The 16,297-nt window shown below is 69.7% G+C and carries 14 protein-coding genes and 1 riboswitch; of the genes, 5 read left to right on the top strand and 9 right to left on the bottom strand.

Translation table 11 applies throughout. The features are described from left to right. Positions 1–942 precede the first annotated feature (942 nt). Entirely contained in the window at positions 943–2,124 is a 1,182-nt protein-coding gene (locus tag AGRA3207_RS22775; RefSeq protein ID WP_231329071.1) for a cytochrome P450 family protein, read from the top strand. Here the strand turns inward: AGRA3207_RS22775 and AGRA3207_RS22770 are convergent. Together AGRA3207_RS22770 and AGRA3207_RS22765 are read right to left on the bottom strand one after the other, a co-directional pair. Then, positions 2,107–4,104, bottom strand: coding sequence for an ATP-binding protein (locus AGRA3207_RS22770; RefSeq protein ID WP_231329070.1), 1,998 nt, complete (start codon positions 4,102–4,104; stop codon positions 2,107–2,109). The genes AGRA3207_RS22775 and AGRA3207_RS22770 overlap by 18 nt on opposite strands. Before the next feature lie 668 nt (positions 4,105–4,772). After that, positions 4,773–6,326 (bottom strand): MFS transporter, encoded by a 1,554-nt coding sequence (locus AGRA3207_RS22765; protein ID WP_231329069.1) that lies wholly within the window; start codon positions 6,324–6,326, stop codon positions 4,773–4,775. Positions 6,327–6,435: 109 nt separating this feature from the next. Between AGRA3207_RS22765 and AGRA3207_RS22760 the strand changes: the two genes are divergently transcribed. Beyond that, positions 6,436–6,879, top strand: a complete 444-nt coding sequence (locus AGRA3207_RS22760; protein WP_231329068.1) for a MarR family winged helix-turn-helix transcriptional regulator — start codon at positions 6,436–6,438, stop codon at positions 6,877–6,879. Positions 6,880–7,008: 129 nt separating this feature from the next. Then, positions 7,009–7,836: an alpha/beta fold hydrolase gene (locus tag AGRA3207_RS22755; protein WP_231329067.1), complete on the top strand. Its 828-nt coding sequence runs from the start codon at positions 7,009–7,011 to the stop codon at positions 7,834–7,836. Positions 7,837–7,918: 82 nt separating this feature from the next. Here the strand turns inward: AGRA3207_RS22755 and AGRA3207_RS22750 are convergent, their stop codons facing one another. The 7 genes from AGRA3207_RS22750 to AGRA3207_RS22720 form a co-directional block, all read right to left on the bottom strand. Next, the gene (locus AGRA3207_RS22750) at positions 7,919–8,536 is read right to left on the bottom strand and encodes a hypothetical protein (RefSeq protein WP_231329066.1); all 618 of its coding nucleotides are present in this window, start codon (positions 8,534–8,536) and stop codon (positions 7,919–7,921) included. Next, positions 8,533–8,727 carry a hypothetical protein gene (locus AGRA3207_RS22745; RefSeq protein WP_231329065.1) on the bottom strand — a complete coding sequence of 65 codons (195 nt, stop codon included), beginning with the start codon at positions 8,725–8,727 and terminating at the stop codon, positions 8,533–8,535. The genes AGRA3207_RS22750 and AGRA3207_RS22745 overlap by 4 nt, the downstream gene beginning before the upstream one ends. A 118-nt stretch (positions 8,728–8,845) precedes the next feature. After that, positions 8,846–9,790 carry a hypothetical protein gene (locus tag AGRA3207_RS22740; protein WP_231329064.1) on the bottom strand — a complete coding sequence of 315 codons (945 nt, stop codon included), beginning with the start codon at positions 9,788–9,790 and terminating at the stop codon, positions 8,846–8,848. A gap of 147 nt (positions 9,791–9,937) precedes the next feature. Next, complete coding sequence (locus tag AGRA3207_RS22735) at positions 9,938–10,918, bottom strand: helix-turn-helix domain-containing protein (RefSeq protein ID WP_231329063.1); 981 nt, start codon at positions 10,916–10,918, stop codon at positions 9,938–9,940. Positions 10,919–11,009: 91 nt separating this feature from the next. Next, on the bottom strand, positions 11,010–11,831 hold the full coding sequence (locus AGRA3207_RS22730) for an SAM-dependent methyltransferase (protein ID WP_231329062.1): 822 nt from the start codon (positions 11,829–11,831) through the stop codon (positions 11,010–11,012). A 401-nt stretch (positions 11,832–12,232) separates the two neighbouring features. Continuing rightward, on the bottom strand, positions 12,233–13,237 hold the full coding sequence (locus tag AGRA3207_RS22725) for a CU044_5270 family protein (protein ID WP_231329061.1): 1,005 nt from the start codon (positions 13,235–13,237) through the stop codon (positions 12,233–12,235). A gap of 5 nt (positions 13,238–13,242) precedes the next feature. Next, entirely contained in the window at positions 13,243–13,851 is a 609-nt protein-coding gene (locus AGRA3207_RS22720; RefSeq protein ID WP_231329060.1) for an RNA polymerase sigma factor, read from the bottom strand. Positions 13,852–14,325: 474 nt separating this feature from the next. Between AGRA3207_RS22720 and AGRA3207_RS22715 the strand changes: the two genes are divergently transcribed. Then, on the top strand, positions 14,326–14,850 hold the full coding sequence (locus tag AGRA3207_RS22715; RefSeq protein WP_231329059.1) for a DUF4360 domain-containing protein: 525 nt from the start codon (positions 14,326–14,328) through the stop codon (positions 14,848–14,850). Positions 14,851–15,366: 516 nt separating this feature from the next. Then, a riboswitch (cyclic di-AMP (ydaO/yuaA leader) is annotated at positions 15,367–15,516 on the top strand. Between the two features lie 8 nt (positions 15,517–15,524). Then, on the top strand, positions 15,525–16,259 hold the full coding sequence (locus AGRA3207_RS22710; protein ID WP_231329058.1) for an NlpC/P60 family protein: 735 nt from the start codon (positions 15,525–15,527) through the stop codon (positions 16,257–16,259). The last annotated feature ends 38 nt before the right edge of the window (positions 16,260–16,297 follow it).

The raw sequence follows: 16,297 nt of genomic DNA, 5'->3' as shown, positions 1-16,297 counted from the left end.
CCGATGACACACCTCCATCAGATTCAGCTGATTGGCGAGCATTGGAAAGCGCCTCTCCGATATCACCCGGCGGGCCGAAAGCCCATCGAGTGGATCCGCGCGAGCCGCCCGTCTGCGCGGTGGAGATGACCGCTTTTCCTATCATCAAGGTGCGTTTGGTCGGTCTACACCTCCTCACGGCTCGGCCTGGGCGATTCCCTGGCCGACGGATGAGCAGCGGTGTGATGTGGTCGACGGCGGGGGCCGGCGTACGCGATGGTGACGTGTGCCCCCACCACGTGCAACGACGTCCTCGATCACGCCCCGACCCGGCACGACCGCCAGAAGAAGTACATGTCCACGCCGGGGTCGCACAGATACTCCGCGACCGTCCGTCCTCGACTCCGGTCACGGCCCGGCGAAACGGACCATGCTCGATCTCGGCTCTTTCACGGCCGCCGCACCGACCGTCAAAGACATCTGGTCCACCGCAAGCCCACGAGGGTGAATTTCGAAGGACCAGGGCGATGATAGGCGTGGTGCCGGCTCCGCGAGCCGGTCCGGGAGAAGGACAGGACTCGCCCGCAACGGCGGGCCCCCACGCCTTGACGGACCCGAAGTCCGTCCTCACTCATCGCTAATCTTTCATCATGCGATCCACGAGCCGGTGACCCCCCTGCACTGATGTTCGTAGTTGCGTCATTGATCGCGCCCCCGCCGATGGACGCAGGCCCCGGACACCGTCCGGGCACGTCATTGACCCGTTTCAGAGGCTTTTCGAACTGGCTCCATGATGCCATGATGCTCGCGCGGTGCAGCAAGTGTTGACGCGTTGAGAAATCAGCGAAACATCACTAGCGAAGTGAGAGGAAAGCGGCACTCTCTGTGATCATGCCACGATGGGGCCCGGCGAGGACGGCACCGTGAGGTCCGGCCCGTTGCGAGTGAATCCGAGGAGATTCGGTGAGGGACAGGAAGAGGCAGCTGCTCGGGCCCGGGTTCGCGTCCGATCCCTACCCTGCCTATCGGCGGCTCCGGGAAGAAGCGCCGGTGCGCCGGATGCGCCTTCGCGACGATCTGTACTGCTGGTGGATCCTCCCCTTCGAGGAGGCCCGGGCCGCCCTCGCGGACCCGAGGCTGAGCAGGGATCCACGCGCCGCGGCTCCCGCGTGGCGGACGGACGACCGCGACCGCGGACTTGAGGACGGATCCGCGCTGGCCACCCACCTGCTCACCCTGGAGCCCCCCGACCACACACGCCTCCGCCGGTCGGTGACCGGAGCCTTCTCCGCGGAACGGGTGGAACGGATGCGCGATCGCATCCAGGAGATCGCCGGTTCACTGGTCGACGGCTTCCAGGACAGGGGCTCGGCGGAGATCATCGCCGACTACGCCTTCCCGTTGGCGATCTCCGTGATCGGCGAGATCCTGGGCGTCCCCGCGGAGGATCACCGCTACTTCCGGCAGTGGACCTCGAACGCGCTCCCCGACGGGCCACCCGTACCGCGCCCCGACGTCTACCTGAAAGAGCTCATCGCGGCGAAACGCCGCAACCCGGGCGACGATCTCATCAGCGAGCTGATCCAGGAGGACCTCGGCGAGACCGAGCTGCTCTCGATGGTCTTCCTGCTGGCGCTGGCGGGCCACGAGGGGAACGTCGCCCTCGTCGCGAACGCGGTGCTCGCACTGCTCCGCCATCCCGATCAGCTGAGCCTGCTGCGGTCCCGCCCCGAGTTGCTCGACCCGGCCATCGAAGAGGTGCTCCGGTGGGACGGCCCGATGGAGCTCGCGGCCTGGCGGTTCCCCACCGAGCCGGTCACCATCGGCGGAACGGTGATCGGCGCGGGCGAGCCCGTGGTGATCTCGCTGGCGGCCGCACACCGCGACCCCGGCCGGTTCACCGCCCCCGACGAGTTCCGTATCGACCGTGCCGACACCTCCCACCTCGCGTTCGGCCGCGGCGTCCACTACTGCCTCGGAGCACGGCTGGCCCGGGTCGAGGGGAGGATCGCGGTCGGCACGCTCCTCGACCGGCTTCCCGGCCTGGCGCTGGCGGCTCCCGCCGACCAGATCCGCAGGCAGCCCAGCTTCGTCATCCGCGGAGTCCACTCGCTTCCGGTCGTCTTCTCACCAGGCGGGCACTGACAGCGTTCCGGCGACGGCGCGGGGACCGCGCCCCTCCAGATGCGCGCGGATGTCGTCGGCCCGCCCGTCACCGAGTTCCTCGTACAGTTCGAGGGCCGCCTCCCAGGACCGCCGCGCCGGATCGGCGCGACCCAGCGCCTCCAGCGTGCGGGCCTGTCGCGCGAGGCCGTCCGCCTCACCCCAGCGGGAACCGGCGATCCTCCTGGCCTGGACGGACCGGTCGAGGAAGGTCAGCGCCAGTTCGAGCCGGCCGTGATCGGTGTGGACGCCCGCCAGCTTCGCCAGCGCCAGCCCCTGGCCGTCGTGGTTCTCGATCCGCTCGAAGATCGCGAGCGCCTCGTCCAGCATGGCCAGCGCCTCGGCGTGGTCCCGGCGGCCACGGCAGGAATCGGCGATGGTCAGCATGCTCGACGCCCGGCCGTGGTGGTCGCCGAGCTCGGTGAAGATCGATATGGCCTGGCAGGCGCATTCGCGGGCCGGTTCCCAGTGCCCCTGATCGACCGCGAGGAAGCCGAGGCCCGCGAGGGCCCACGCCTCACCGTGCCGGTCTCCGACCTCGCGGCGCACCTGGAGCGCGTGCTCGAAATGGAGCCTTGAGCGCTCATAGCGACGCAGCCAGCGGTATCCCTCCGCGAGACTGGTCTCCACCCAGCCCTCGGCGTAGCGGTCGGCGATGTCCTTGGCCGCCCGGAGGGCGAGCGCGGTCGTCGCGAGCCAGATGCTTCCGGGTCTCCTGAGCAGGCGGAAGTAGTCGAACAGGGCGACCGCCAGCTTCCACGCGGTCTCGTGCAGGCCATGGTCGACGGCGAGCCGGGTGACCGCGACGAAGTTCGCGGCCTCCGTGTCGTACCAGCGGAGGGCCGCCTTGTCGTCACCGAACCGCAAGGGGGTGGTGCCGGGCTCCACACCCGGCAACACCAGCGGGTTGAGCCGGAAGGGCGCCAGGGCCCGTCCGCCCGCCATGGCCGTATGGACGTACCAGTTGCTCAGACGGCGCGCCGCCGCGATCCGGTCCGCGATGGGCTCGTCGGCCTCCACCCGCTCGGCCGCGAAGAGCCGCAGCAGGTCGTGATGACGGTAGCGGCTGCCGGGGACCCCTTCGAGCAGATGGAACTCGTGGAGCTTCTGCAGCCGGCGGCGCGTCCTCAGCACGGGGACCCCGGTCAGCGCGGCGACCGCCTCCACGCTCGCGTCGGGACCGCGATGCATGCCGAGATACCGGAACGTGCGCGCCTCCGCCTCGCTCAACGCCCGATAGGACCATCCGAACGCCGACCGGACGTTCACCGAGTCGTGGATCGCCAGCCCGTCGAGACGCTGGCGCTCGGCGGCGAGTTCGTCCGCCAGTTCGCCGATGGGATGATGCGGATGCGCCGCCACCCTCTCGGCGACGATCCGGAGGGCCAGGGGCAGGCGCCCGCACAGATGGGCGAGCACGGCGACCGATTCCGCCTCCGAGGTGGCGCGTTCGGCGCCGATGGCCGACCTCAGCACGGCCACGCACTCGTCCTCCGACAGGGGGCGCAGTTCTCCCCGCTCGACATTGACGCGCATCGTCAGCGCGCCGAGCCGGCGGCGGCTCGTGATGATGACGGCGCTGTCGGAGGATCCCGGCAGGAGGGGCTCGACCTGGTCGGACGATGCCGCGTTGTCGAGGATGATCAGTACGCGGCGCGATGCCAGCAGCGACCGGTACAACGCCGCACGCCGTTCCATCCTGGCGGGGACCTCCTGGGCGGGGACCCCGAGGGACACCAGGAATCCCTCCAGCACATCCGCAGGGCAGGACGGTCCGCCATCAGGGGAATAGCCTCTGAGGTCCACGAAGAGCTGGCCGTCGGGGAATTCCGCGGGCTCGGACCGGAGGATGTCCTCCGCGCAGCGGAGCGCCGCGGTCGTTTTGCCGATGCCGGGCGGCCCCTCGACCACGACGACAGGGGTCCCGCTCGCACCGCGCCCGTTCAGGAGGATATTCCGCATTCGCGCGAGGAAGGCTTCTCGTCCCACGAAACCGGCGGGCGGGGCGGGAAGTTGCGCGGGGCTCGACAAGGGGGTGACCTTGGCGAGCGAGATGAGCCTTCCCCCCGCTTCCAGAACGTCGTCGCAACGCCTGACAAGGTCGGCCGACGGAGGTGCTCCATGCCGGACCTTGCTCAACCAACTGGGATGGTAGCCGGTCAGATCCGCGAGCCGCCGCCACGAGAGACGGCGTTGGGTCACCAGGCGCTGTAACTCTTCGACGAACGGCGAAGCCGCCTCACCTCGGTCCGCGGCCACTGGACCTCCCGGATACGCGCGAGCACGCCTTACTATCCAGCAAGGAACACTACACAAATTTCGTGGCAGTCCTGTAAAGCGGCTCGCAATGCGTACCTGGATATATCCAGACCTCCCCTCCGAATAAGGGTCGGCGATCCCCTGACCTGCAGGGGGTGATCCTTCGAAGATGTTGACCGCATCACGATTTCGACACGTCCGAAATCTGATGCAGTTAACGCCCTTGTGCGGAGGGACGGCCTCGGATGTCAGTGGTGAGAGTTGCGGCGCGCCGGAGTCGTGTGGCCATCTGTGCAGTGGTCCGGACATAGATGTGAATGTTCTTTCGACGGCTTCTCCGGCGCGGCGGCGGGCGGTGTGGCGGGAGGTTTTCAGACGCGGTCGGGGGTGGGTTCCTCTCGTTCCTGTTCGGGGACGGTCACGGGGTCCCCGGCCCGGGACGGGCGGAAGGCGGCCACCAGGACGAGGGCGCCGCCGAGGGCGATGGCCATCGTCCACAGGCTGGTCACGTGCATCGCGTGCATGAAGGCGCGGTCGGCGGCCTCGGCCAGGTCGGGGCGCCGCGCGGCGGACGCCGCGTGCCGGGCCTGCTCGGCGGAGATCCGGGCCTGGTCGCGGACGGGCCCGGACGTCCCGGCCAGGGCGTCCTCGATCCCCCGCCGGTAGACGATCGACATGATCGTGCCGCCCACCGCGATGCCGAGGACGCTGCCGGTCTGCCGGATCGTGTTGTTGACCGCGGAGCCGGCTCCGGCGCGGTCCAGGGGGATGGTGCTCATGACGGCCGTGCTCACGGGTGCGATCACGGTCCCGATGGCCAGCCCCTGGACGAAGGACAGGATCTCGGCCCAGATCAGCGGGGTGTGCAGGCCGAACAGGCTCCACGCCCCCATGACCAGCGCGGCGGTGGCGAGCCCGGTGACGGTGACGGGCCGCACGGAGGAGCGCGCGACCAGCCGCGTCGCCAGCGGGGCGCCCAGCATCACGCCGATGGCGGCGGGCAGCGGCCCGGCCAGCCCGGCCGCGAGAGGGGAGAAGCCGCGGGCGCCCTGGAGGTAGAAGGCGCCGAAGAAGGTGCTGGCGGTCATCGCGAGGAACAGCAGGCCGAGCGCCGCGTTGCCGCCGCCGAAGACCCGGCGGGCGAGCAGCCGGGGGTCGAAGCCGGGCTGCCGGACGCGGGCCTCGACCGCCACGAACGCGGCCAGCAGGACCAGGCCGGCTGTGGCGGGGAGCACCACGTCCCACCGGGCCCACGCGGACACCTGTCCCGCCCGGATCAGCCCGTACACCAGTGTGGAGAGCCCGGCGGTCGACAGCAGGAGGCCGGCGACGTCCAGCCGGCGCGGCTCCTGGCTCCGGAAGTTCGGCACCACCCAGCCGATCGCCGCCAGCGCGAGGACGACGACCGGCACGTTGACGAGGAACACCGAGCCCCACCAGAAGCGGTCGAGCAGGACGCCCGCGAGCACCGGCCCGGCCGCGATGCCGACCCCGGCGGAGATGCTGAAGGCGCCGAACGCCGAGGCGCGGGCGGGGCCGGTGAAGGCCCAGGTCAGGATCGCCATGGTGGCGGGGACCGCGAGGGCGCTGCCGAGGCCCATCACGGCGCGGGCGGCGATCAGCTCGGCCGCGCTGCCCGCGTACGCGGCCCACACCGACGAGAGGCCGAAGACGACCATCCCGCTGAGCAGGACGGTGCGGTGGCCGAAGCGGTCGCCGAGCGCCCCGGCGGTGAACATCAGGGTGGCGAAGACGAGCGTGTAGGAGCCGACCGCCCACTGGAGCTCGCCCGGGGAGGCGCCCAGCCCGCGGTCCGGGTCGGCGAGACGGACGAACGCGGTGTTCAGGATGGTGTTGTCCATCCAGATGACGATCGGGGAGACGACGAGTACGGCCAGGATCAGTCGCTGCCGGGTTGCGGCCATCGCGTGCCCTTACGGAGGTAGGCTGATTGTCAGGTTCTTGACGATAGCCTAGTTCGTCAGGAACCTGTCAATCTGTCGTGGCGCGGCCGGGCATGGAAGAGTTGGGCGGGTGGGAGAGTTCGGATACGGCGACGGCACGCTCGCCTTCATGGTCCGCAGCGCCTGGCTCGGCATGCGCGCCGCCATCGGAGCGGAACTCGAGGAGTTCGGGCTGTCGACGCCCCAGTACGCCACGCTGCTGATCGTCCAGGACCATCCGGGCCTGTCGAACGCCGACATCGGCCGGAAGGTGTCCAGCTCCCGGCAGTCCGCCAACGAGATGCTCGCCGGGCTGGAGCGCAACGGGCTGATCGTGCGGCGGCCGCACCCCGCCGACCGCCGCACCCAGGCGATCGAGATCACCGAGGACGGGCGCGCCCTGCTGAGGCGGGCCCGGCTCGCCGTCGCCCGCCGGGAGACCGACCTGGAGGCCGGGCTGGACGAGGAGCAGCGGGCGGCCTTCCGGTCCTGGCTGAGGGGGATCTCCGACGCCTGCGTCCCGGACGAGGGCTGAGCCCGGCGCCAGGCGGCATGGCGTCAGGCGGCATGGCGGCTGGCGGCGTTTGCCTGGTGGGGCCGGGGTACCCCGCTGGATAGGCGTCCCGGGCGGGGGCGCCCTCCGATCGCCATCAGGGGGCATCCGATGAGTTTCGTCAAGACGCGCGACGGTGTCGAGATCTACTACAAGGACTGGGGACGCGGGCAGCCGGTGCTGTTCATCCACGGGTGGCCGCTGAACGCCGACGCGTGGGACGACCAGCTGAAGGCGGTCGCCGACGCGGGCTACCGCGGCATCGCGCACGACCGGCGCGGGCACGGCAGGTCGGGCCAGCCGTGGGAGGGCTACGACTTCGACACCTTCGCCGACGACCTCAACGACCTCATCGAGGCCCTCGGCCTGTGGGACGTGGTGCTGGTGGCGCACTCGATGGGCGGCGGTGAACTGGCCCGCTACATCGGTCGGCACGGGACGGGCCGGGTCTCCAAGGCGGTGCTGCTGTCGGCGATCCCGCCGCTGATGCTCCAGACGGATACCAACCCCGAAGGGGTGCCCGCAGAGGTGTTCGAGGACATCAAGAGCGGCCTCCTGAACGAGCGTTCGCAGTTCTGGAGGGAGACCTCCGAGGGCTTCTTCAGCGCCAACCGTCCGAACACCAAGGCCACCCAGGGCAACCGGGACGCGTTCTGGTTCATGGCGATGCACGAGAGCGTCAAGGCCGGCGTGGACTGCGTCACGGCGTTCGCCGAGACCGACTTCCACGAGGACCTGCGCCGGTTCGACGTCCCGACGCTGATCGTGCACGGCGACGACGACCAGGTCGTCCCGATCGACGCCACGGCCCGCAAATCCGCGGAGATCATCCCGGACGCCACCCTCAAGGTGTACGAGGGCGGGTCGCACGGCATCGCCCTCGTCCCGGGCGACAAGGAGCGCTTCAACGCCGACCTCCTCGACTTCCTGGCGGGCTGAGGCGGGACGCGGCACCGGCGGCGGTCCCCGGACCGCCACCGGCCGCCCCCGCATCACGCCGGGACGGGCGGGGGCGGACGCGTCAGAGGATGATCGCCCAGGCCCGGCCGTGGGTCTCCTTGACGTCCACGGGGATGGGGAACGCGGCTCCGGGGTCGATGAGGTGGTAGCCGCTGACCTCGCGGTACAACGCCTCGGAGACGACGACGGCGAAGTCGGCCCGCCACTCGTCCATCCGGCCCTTGAGCGCGGGCGCGTCCAGCAGCCGGGCGACATGGTTGGCCGCGTCGCCGGAGAACCCGCGGGAGTCCTTCTGCAGATATCCGGCGTGGACGGCCATGCGCAGCCGCATGCGCTCCCGCTCGTCCCGGGCGGCGCAGGCGTTGTGGTCCCGCACACCCTTCTTCGCCCGCTCGACGAATGCCGGGAACATCATTTCCGGCCCGATCCCGGAGTCGGCGACGATCAGGATCCCATCACCGCGGTCGCCGCTCTGGCATCGCCAGGGCGGAATGCGAGCGGCCCTGCGCGCGTCCTTGATGATCTTGTACATCGAATGCCGGAGGAACATCTGCGTCTTCTGGTCGTGCCGGGAGTAGCCGGAGATGTCGACCCCGCAGAGGAGATGATGGCGGGGCTGGGCGGGAGGCGGCGCATCGTCGGCGCCCCTGTCCCTCAGCCGCGGGAACCAGCCGCTCACCGAGTCCCGCCGGAGGAGGCGGGGACGGGCGCGACCAGCCGGTCGTCCGCCCAGAAGTCGATGAGCTCCTCGGCGCCCAGCTGGTGGAGCACGGGCCGTTCGTACAGTCGCCGCCCGGTGGTCACCATCCAGTGGGTCGTGAGAATCAGTTCCAGCGCGGCTTCGTCGAGGTCGAGAGGACAAGTGGCCATCACGAGGACACTTTGGCGCATCATTGCGCCCTATGGGCCGCCCAAACACAAAGATAACGAACTATATGCGCGTTGAAGGCCCGGAAAACCCGTGGAATCCGCTGGAATTTGCCTCCGGCTACGACAGGGGGCGCCAATACTTCTTGCCGTCGTGTACCGAGGCGTTGGTCGCACAAGATCTGAAGGTGTGATACTCGCGGCGCTTCCCGCTGAGCCGGTACTCCTCGGCGAGAAGGCGCGCGTGCTCCACCCCCATCTGCACGGTGAGCCCCTCCTGGCAGAGTGCGAACAGGTCGAGCGCACGTCTGTCACCCGCCGCCGCCGCGCTCTTGAGGAGGACGAACGCCGTGTCGAGGTGCTCGGCACTACAGGCGAAGATGACTGCACCTTGGAAGTCGTACAGGGCGTGGCCGTCCCCGATGAGGGGCGCGATGGTCGACGCGTAGGATCCATGCCTCAGCAGGTAGTTCAGCTCGCCCGGCGTCAGATGGACCCGGGCAGCGCGCTCGACGTGGTGCTCCTGACCATCCTCTCGCCTCGACATCGCGGTGTCGGGCGGTTTCGATGCGCCGGCCGCTCTCCGTGCATATTCACGGACCGGTTCACGGACGGGCCTACGGACGGGTCCTCGGATGATCTCTTCGGCAAGCCCATCGGTGACGAGAACACCGTCACATGCTTCTTGCTTGGCGTTCCCCTTGGCCTGGCGGAGGAGTTCCTGCCATTCGGGCAGGGCGGCTCTACCGGGGTCTTCCGGCTCCAGGCCGATCGCGACGGCCCAATGCTGGAGAGCGAGGACAAGAGCCGCCAGCTTATCGGCGCTCGGAAGCGCTTCCAGCTTCCCGTTGAGCAGCTGGCTGAGCCAAGGCGCGGTGATCTCGACCTTCCGCGCGCGCCCCCCGTCCTTCAGCAGGTACATCTCGTGGGTCTTCGAGACCACTTCGATGATGTGCTTCTGCTGAGGATCACCGCAGTAGGCGTAGAAGCGTCTGAGATGGTCTATGAAAGCGACGTAGGCGGGCGTCCTTCGGATAGGCAACTTCGCCATCGATTCCGCTCTCATCAGGTCAGTCCGGGCACGGACGACGTCCGGGACGATCGTTTATCGTTCAAGAGTCGCATGACGCGACATACGGACCGAGAACACCCCGACTGAGGGCCAGCCCGACAGATCCCAGGATCTCACAACGGTCCCGGCGATTTCGTCCGATCAGCACGTTCCGTTCATCCCGGGTGACAGTTTGCTGATCAGTTCTCTCAGCCGGGCCGGGGTCTGGTCGGGTGGCGGCGCGTGGACGGCCAGGGCGTTCATCTCGTGCCGGTGGAAGTCCGACTCCTCGGGGTACAGGGCGGCGTCGAACCGCTCCAGGAAGACCACCTGGCCGAGGTTCCGCTCTGGCAGCTGGACCAACGTGAGGGGCGCTCCGAGCCCGGCGACGTCCCCGCGGTGGAGCTGGATCGTCACGTGGGGCAGCTCGCACAGCTCCTGCAAATGCTCGAGCTGGCGGTACAGGGAGCCTGCGTTCACGACGGGACGGCGGAACACGGCCTCGTCGAGGATCGCCCAGAGATGGACCGGACGCTCTCCATGGAGGATGCGCTGCCGCCGCAGGCGGAGCCGCAGCCGCTGGTCGATCTCGCGCTCGTCCGCACGCGGGTTCCGCGCACGGATCACCGCGCGGGCGTAGTCGGGGTGCTGCAGCAGGTCCGGGACGATCTCGCGCGCGTAGCAGCGGATCACCCTCGCCGACTGCTCGGCGCCGAGGTACGGCAGGAACCAGGAGCGGATCAGCTGGCGGTACGGCGCCCACCAGCCCTCCTGGCGGGACAGCTGCGACAGCTCCAGCAGCGCCATGCGCGTCCCGTGGTCGGAGATCCCGTACATCTCCGCGAGCGCGATCACCTCGCGGGGGTCCGAAGGGGTGATCCCGCGTTCCATCGCCTGGAGCCGGGCCGGGGAGCCGACCGCCAGGGCGGCCTCGGCCAGGCGGAGGCCGCTGCCCTCCCGCAATGCCCGCAGCCGGGCACCGAGCACCATCCGGGGACGGGTCAGCGCATCGGTGTCACGCGCCGACGACCAGCCCGACCATCCGGTATCCGCGCCCACGATGCCCACGTCCACTCCCCTGAACGCGTTCCCGAACCGGCCGCGCCCGCCGCCCTGCTCCCACCGGGCGTACCGGCCCGCCATCGGCCGTACACAGCGGGATCCTACGGGACATGGCCTGCGATTTTGCTTGATACCGAGACAACGGCATCGGATCACCGGAGGACGGCGCCGGTCACGGCTTCCTGCCGACGGCGGCGAACTGGTCGGTCTCCGGGAGGTCGAAGGCCGCGGTCTCGGGACGCCACCGCGTGCACGTCACCACCCCGGGCTCGATGATCTCCAGTCCCTGTCCGAGGAACAGTTCCTCGATCTGCCGGGGGGTGCGCCAGACGCCCGGGGGGCTTCCCCGCTCGTTCCACAACCGGACCGCTTCGGCCGCCTTCTCACCGGTGATCTCCAGCGTCTGCTGGCTCACGGCCAGATAGCTGCCGGACGGCACCCGGGCCAGCAGCCGCTCCATGATCCGGCTCGCTTCGGCGTCGTCCAGGATGTGCCAGAAGACCCCCAGCATCGTGATCGCGACGGGCCGGGACAGCTCCAGGGTCTCCTCGGCCCGGTCGAGGATGTGGTCGGGGTCGTGCATGTCGGCGTCCACATACGCCGTCCGGCCCTCCGGGGTACTGGTCAGGAGGGCCCGGGCGTGCGCAAGGACCAGCTGGTCGTTGTCGACGTACACGACACGGCAGGACGGGTTCGCGCGTTGCGCCACCTCGTGGGTGTTGTTGGCCGTCGGCAGGCCGGTGCCGATGTCGAGGAATTGCGTGATCCCCGCCTCACCGGCCAGGAAGCCGATGACGCGGCTCAGGAACAACCGGTCCGCCTTCGCCTGCTCGGCGATATCGGGAAGGAATTCGGCGACTTCGGCGGCCAGTTCACGGTCCACCGGGTAATTCTCCTGGCCGCCCAGGAGGTAATCCCAGATGCGGGCAGAATTCGCCTTTGTCGTGTCGATGCCCTGGACCGACCGGAGATCTGGGGCGTCGTCGTCTCGCATCACCGCTCCTCACCGAAACGAACACCGTCGTCCCCCCGGCCACCAGGAATGGGACGAGCTCGGACGCCCGGCGGCCGCTGCCAGCCTAGTCGGAAATCTCACTAACGAGGAGTTCCTCGGCGTCATCCCTCGATATGTGGCGATACGGACAGGGTCGACGTCAGAGAACGCACCACCAATACAGCACCAGGCGCCCCAGCAGGTCATGATTCTCTCACGGGGGAATGAATCGCGCAGGAATTCATACCGCTCTCATCAGGCCGGAAGAACGACCGGCACCACGGCAATGCCGTTCTCCACTTATTGCCCATGGGGAACATCCCGCCCGGAGACTTCGCCGGAATGCGGAGGTTTGGACGGAAACGGGGCCGGGAGGCGGGAGCCGCTCCCGGCCCCCGCTCCTAGCGCTCGCCGGGGCGATCGACGATCTTGACGGTGAGGTAGGCGTGCCAGCTGAGCAGCGTCCCGGCCCTGGCCACGGCCTTCCCGTCCGGGCCCTCGTGCACGGGGATGTCGCGCGCCGCCTCGGCGCCCGTGCCGAGGTAGCGGTAGGTGGACGGGTCGATGATGGCGCTGGTGCGCTCGCCGCGGCCGTCCACGAAGGCGAAGGCGTCGCCGACGCGGCCGGTCTGGTCGCGCACGCCCCGCCGCAGCCGGACGCCCGGGATCTTGGGCAGCGCCCGGTAGACCGCCGCCTGGAGGCGGGGCGGGATGGGGTTCTGGAGCATCTCGTTCAGCATCGCGAACACCGAACCGGGCCCCGTCCTGCCCACCTGGTCCGGATAGTGGGCGGCGTAGAGCCTCCGCAGGAGCGCGTCGGGATCAGCGGGCAGTGTGTGGTAGTTGCGCATGCTGTACGCCGGTTCGGGCCGGGTGTAGGTGACGCCGGGGGAGTCCGCGGTCGCCGGCCTGTCCTTGAACTCCTGGACGCGGACGCGGCCCTTCCACGACCAGGCGTAGGCTTCGCCGTCGACCCGCGTCCAGTGCTCGCCGGTCTCCGTGCGCGAGCGGTCGACCCCCTTCCACCAGGTGTTCATGTCGAACCCGGCGGCCATGGCGGTCTTGGTGTAGACCCACTGGCCGGGCCTGGGCGGGACGTAGGGCCGTCCCTCGACGGCCTTGGCGGCCCTGTCCCCGAACTGCGCGGCCTCGGCGGCGGGCGCGCCGTCACCGTCCAGTCCCTGGACGACGGTGATCCCGGTCGCGGTGGCGGCGGTCAGGGCCGTCGCGATGCCCACGCGGAGCACGAGCCGCCGGGAACGCGGCCGGTGCGTTCCCGGCCGGTCCGGTCCCTCGCCCCCGGCCGCCGCGAGCTCGCCGAGACGCGCCCGGATCGTGTCCTCGCAGGCGGCGGACATCGGCGCCGTGCCGCTCCGGAAGTCCTTGATCGCGTTGATGTCGTCCATCACCTTCACCTTTGCTCCCCGTCCTTCCTGGTCATCGGGTCGGCCTCCGCCAGCGCCGTGCGCACCTTGCGCCGGGCGCGGTGCAGGCGCGAGCGCACCGTGCCGACGCGCAGGCCGAGCGCGTCGGCGACCTCCTCGTAGGTCAGGTCGCCCCAGGCGATCAGCAGCAGGACGTCCCGGTCCCCTCGCGAGAGGCGGCCGAGCGCGCCCGCCAGGAGCTTCTCCTTCTGCTGGGCGGTGACGCGTTCGAGGACGGCGTCGTCCAGCGGCTCGGCCAGGGGGTCCTCGCCGGTGCGCTGGAGCACCCGGTAGTAGCGCTCCTCGGTCCGGCGGTGGCGCGCGATCAGGTTCGTGGCGATGCCGTACAGCCAGGGACGCGCCAGCGGCCGCGTCCGGTCGTAGGAGTGGCGGCGCCGGAAGGCCGCGAAGAACGTCTCGGCCACGATGTCCTCGGCCGCCTGGGCGCCGAGGCGCCGCGCCGCGTACTCGTGGATCCGGTGGCCGTGGCGGTCGAACAGCACGGAGAACCACTCGGGCTCGTCGAGCGACAGCCCGATGAGCCCCGCGTCGTCCAGCTCCTGCGCCCGTTCCGGATCGATCACGGCGGCCGTCATGGGGACAACCCGCGTCGTTGCATTACGTGTCCCTTCTCCTTCGGGAGGTCGATGCGCACTGGTTGTCTCCCGGTTCTCGGAAACGGGTTCACGGGTCACGGGCCGGCGCGGCGGCGTCCCCGTCCGCAACAGCCGGGCGACGGCCGTATCGGCCGTCCCGGCAGATCAAGGCCGCGGCTCGGTGAAGTTAAATATGAACGACAACAGAAAAGCTTCGACATTGACAGCCCTTTGTTGTCAGAACTATTCTTACCGCAGATTTCCGGGCCCGCCAGGAATACCGCGGACGTGCCGTCCCCCCCGGCACGTCCGCGCCCTCTCCGCCTCCCCCGGAAGGCCGCCATGACGATCGCCGGACGCACGGTCACCGCCGCTCTGGGCTCCGCGTTCACCCTTGCCGCCCTATTCTCGTCCCCCTCCTCCGCTTCGGCGGACCCGACCGTCCCACCCCCCGGAAGCGTCACCATCTCCCTGGTGGACAGCATCGGCTCGGGTTGCCCGAAGGGGACCGTGGGCTTCTCCGCCGACCCGGTCTCTTTCACCTTCACCCTCACGCCCGCCGGTTTCCGCGCGCAGGCGGGCGGCACGTCCCAGCCGACGGACCACCGGCGCAACTGCCAGAACACGGTGGGCGTCGCAGCCCCGGAGGAGTTCACCTTCGCGATCGCCGAGGCCGACCACGGCGGCCACGCCCACCTGGCACCGGGCGCATCCGGCCAGGTCAGCTGGCGCCATCATTTCCAGGGCTCGGGGACACCAGGGACGACGTGGCGCCACTCCTTGTCCGGCCCGTATTCGGACGGCTGGCAATTCACCGACAAGATCGACATCGCGTCGCTGGACTTCAGGCGATGCGGGGAAAGCCGGCACACCTACATCGGCCTGGAGCTCACGGTGGACCGCGGTACGTCCGACGCGTCCGAGACGAGCCTCATGCTGATGGAGCCGCCCGACGGCAGCACCTTCCGGCTGGTCTGGAAGCGCTGCCCCAAGCCCTGAGCGGCTCGCCCCGCCTCCCCCGGAGACCGCGTGGCGCGAGCGGCGGTGCCGTGACCTGAACCCGCTCCGGGACGACGCCGGAGGTCCCGGATACCCCTGTACGCGGGCGCTTCCGGGCTACTGAGGCGCTGACCTGGGACGTTGATGATTTTGTGGCAGTTTGCCATCCATTGACGTTCGGAGTAGCTTGTCGCACACCAAAGCGCCTGCCAGGCGTTTTGCCCCACCGTGTCCACCCGGACACGATCGCCCCGCCTGACGCCGTCGGGCGGGGACGGCGGCGCGATCCACGCGTCGCCCTGCGATGTCCTGCCGCGCGGGTCCTCTGCCTGAGACCCGATCGTCAGCCCGACCATGCGCACGCGATGGCGTGCTGGCGCTGAGAGAAGCCAGGACCAGGTCGCAGAGCACGGCGCCCCCGCTGGGGTGCCCCCCCTTCCGCGGGCGACGATGCCCCGGAGCCAGACCTGTTCATACCCCTCGTGGACGCCCGTCCGGGCGTCCGCCCGCCTAGTCCGCGCCATGTCGCCGTGCCACCACGGCGGCTCGCGGAGCCGGGGACCCACCCTTCACGACCTGGGGTGAATCGGCCTGCCCGCAGGCCGTAGGGCGACTTCCACGCCCGAACCCGTCAGCTAACCCGGTAGGCGGCCTGGAAGCCAAGGAGTTTTCCCTTGCAAGGCAACCACGACAACAAGCGCGGTCCTCTCGGCCGCCGTACCATCGGCGCTCTCGTCCTCCTCGCCGGTATCGGCGTGGCCGCGGCCACCGCGCAGGCGTCGGTGATGTCCGACCCGGACTCCGGTAAGTCGGTCGCGGCCGTCGAAACCGTTCCCCCGAAGCGCACCTCCGACCGGACCAGGGCCGACTCCCCGCACAGGACGGCCGTCCCTCACAAGGCCGTCCCCAAGAAGGCGGACGCCCCCGATAAGAAGAAGGCCGCCGCCAAGAAGTCGGACGACTCCAGGCGGAAGAGGAAGACGGCCCCGGCGGACACCGACGCCCGGTCCGCGGTCATCGCCCGGGCCAAGACCTGGAACCCGCACAGCGGCGACCGCGTCCCCTACAGCCAGACCAGGTACCACGACGGGTACCGCACGGACTGCTCGGGTTTCGTGTCGATGGCGCTGGGACTGTCCGCGCCCGGCCTGAACACCGTCGGCCTCACCTCGTCGCGGTACACCGAGCGCATCACGATGTCCGAGCTGAAGAAGGGCGACCTCGTCATGGACGCGCTCGGAACCAACACCACCCGGCACGTCGTCATCTTCGAGAAGTGGGCCAACAAAGCGCACACCGCCTACTGGGCGTACGAGCAGCGCGGAAGGTACGGCACCGACTACCGGACGCGTGACTACGGCCTGTCCTCGGGCAGCGAGTACAAGGCGTACCGTCCGACGAACCTCTGAATCGCCGGAAACGGTGAACGGCGCCCGGCCGGGGCATT

This window comes from Actinomadura graeca (assembly GCF_019175365.1).
Lineage (GTDB): Bacteria > Actinomycetota > Actinomycetes > Streptosporangiales > Streptosporangiaceae > Spirillospora > Spirillospora graeca.
This window is presented reverse-complemented; position numbering and strand designations above follow the sequence as displayed.

Coding starts and splice junctions, on each gene's coding strand:
- AGRA3207_RS22770 (WP_231329070.1), bottom strand. CDS start 4,104: ATGCGGAATATCCTCCTGAACGGGCGCGGTGCGAGCGGGACCCCTGTC.
- AGRA3207_RS22765 (WP_231329069.1), bottom strand. CDS start 6,326: ATGGCCGCAACCCGGCAGCGACTGATCCTGGCCGTACTCGTCGTCTCC.
- AGRA3207_RS22755 (WP_231329067.1), top strand. CDS start 7,009: ATGAGTTTCGTCAAGACGCGCGACGGTGTCGAGATCTACTACAAGGAC.
- AGRA3207_RS22745 (WP_231329065.1), bottom strand. CDS start 8,727: ATGGCCACTTGTCCTCTCGACCTCGACGAAGCCGCGCTGGAACTGATT.
- AGRA3207_RS22740 (WP_231329064.1), bottom strand. CDS start 9,790: ATGAGAGCGGAATCGATGGCGAAGTTGCCTATCCGAAGGACGCCCGCC.
- AGRA3207_RS22735 (WP_231329063.1), bottom strand. CDS start 10,918: ATGGCGGGCCGGTACGCCCGGTGGGAGCAGGGCGGCGGGCGCGGCCGG.
- AGRA3207_RS22730 (WP_231329062.1), bottom strand. CDS start 11,831: ATGCGAGACGACGACGCCCCAGATCTCCGGTCGGTCCAGGGCATCGAC.
- AGRA3207_RS22725 (WP_231329061.1), bottom strand. CDS start 13,237: ATGGACGACATCAACGCGATCAAGGACTTCCGGAGCGGCACGGCGCCG.
- AGRA3207_RS22720 (WP_231329060.1), bottom strand. CDS start 13,851: ATGACGGCCGCCGTGATCGATCCGGAACGGGCGCAGGAGCTGGACGAC.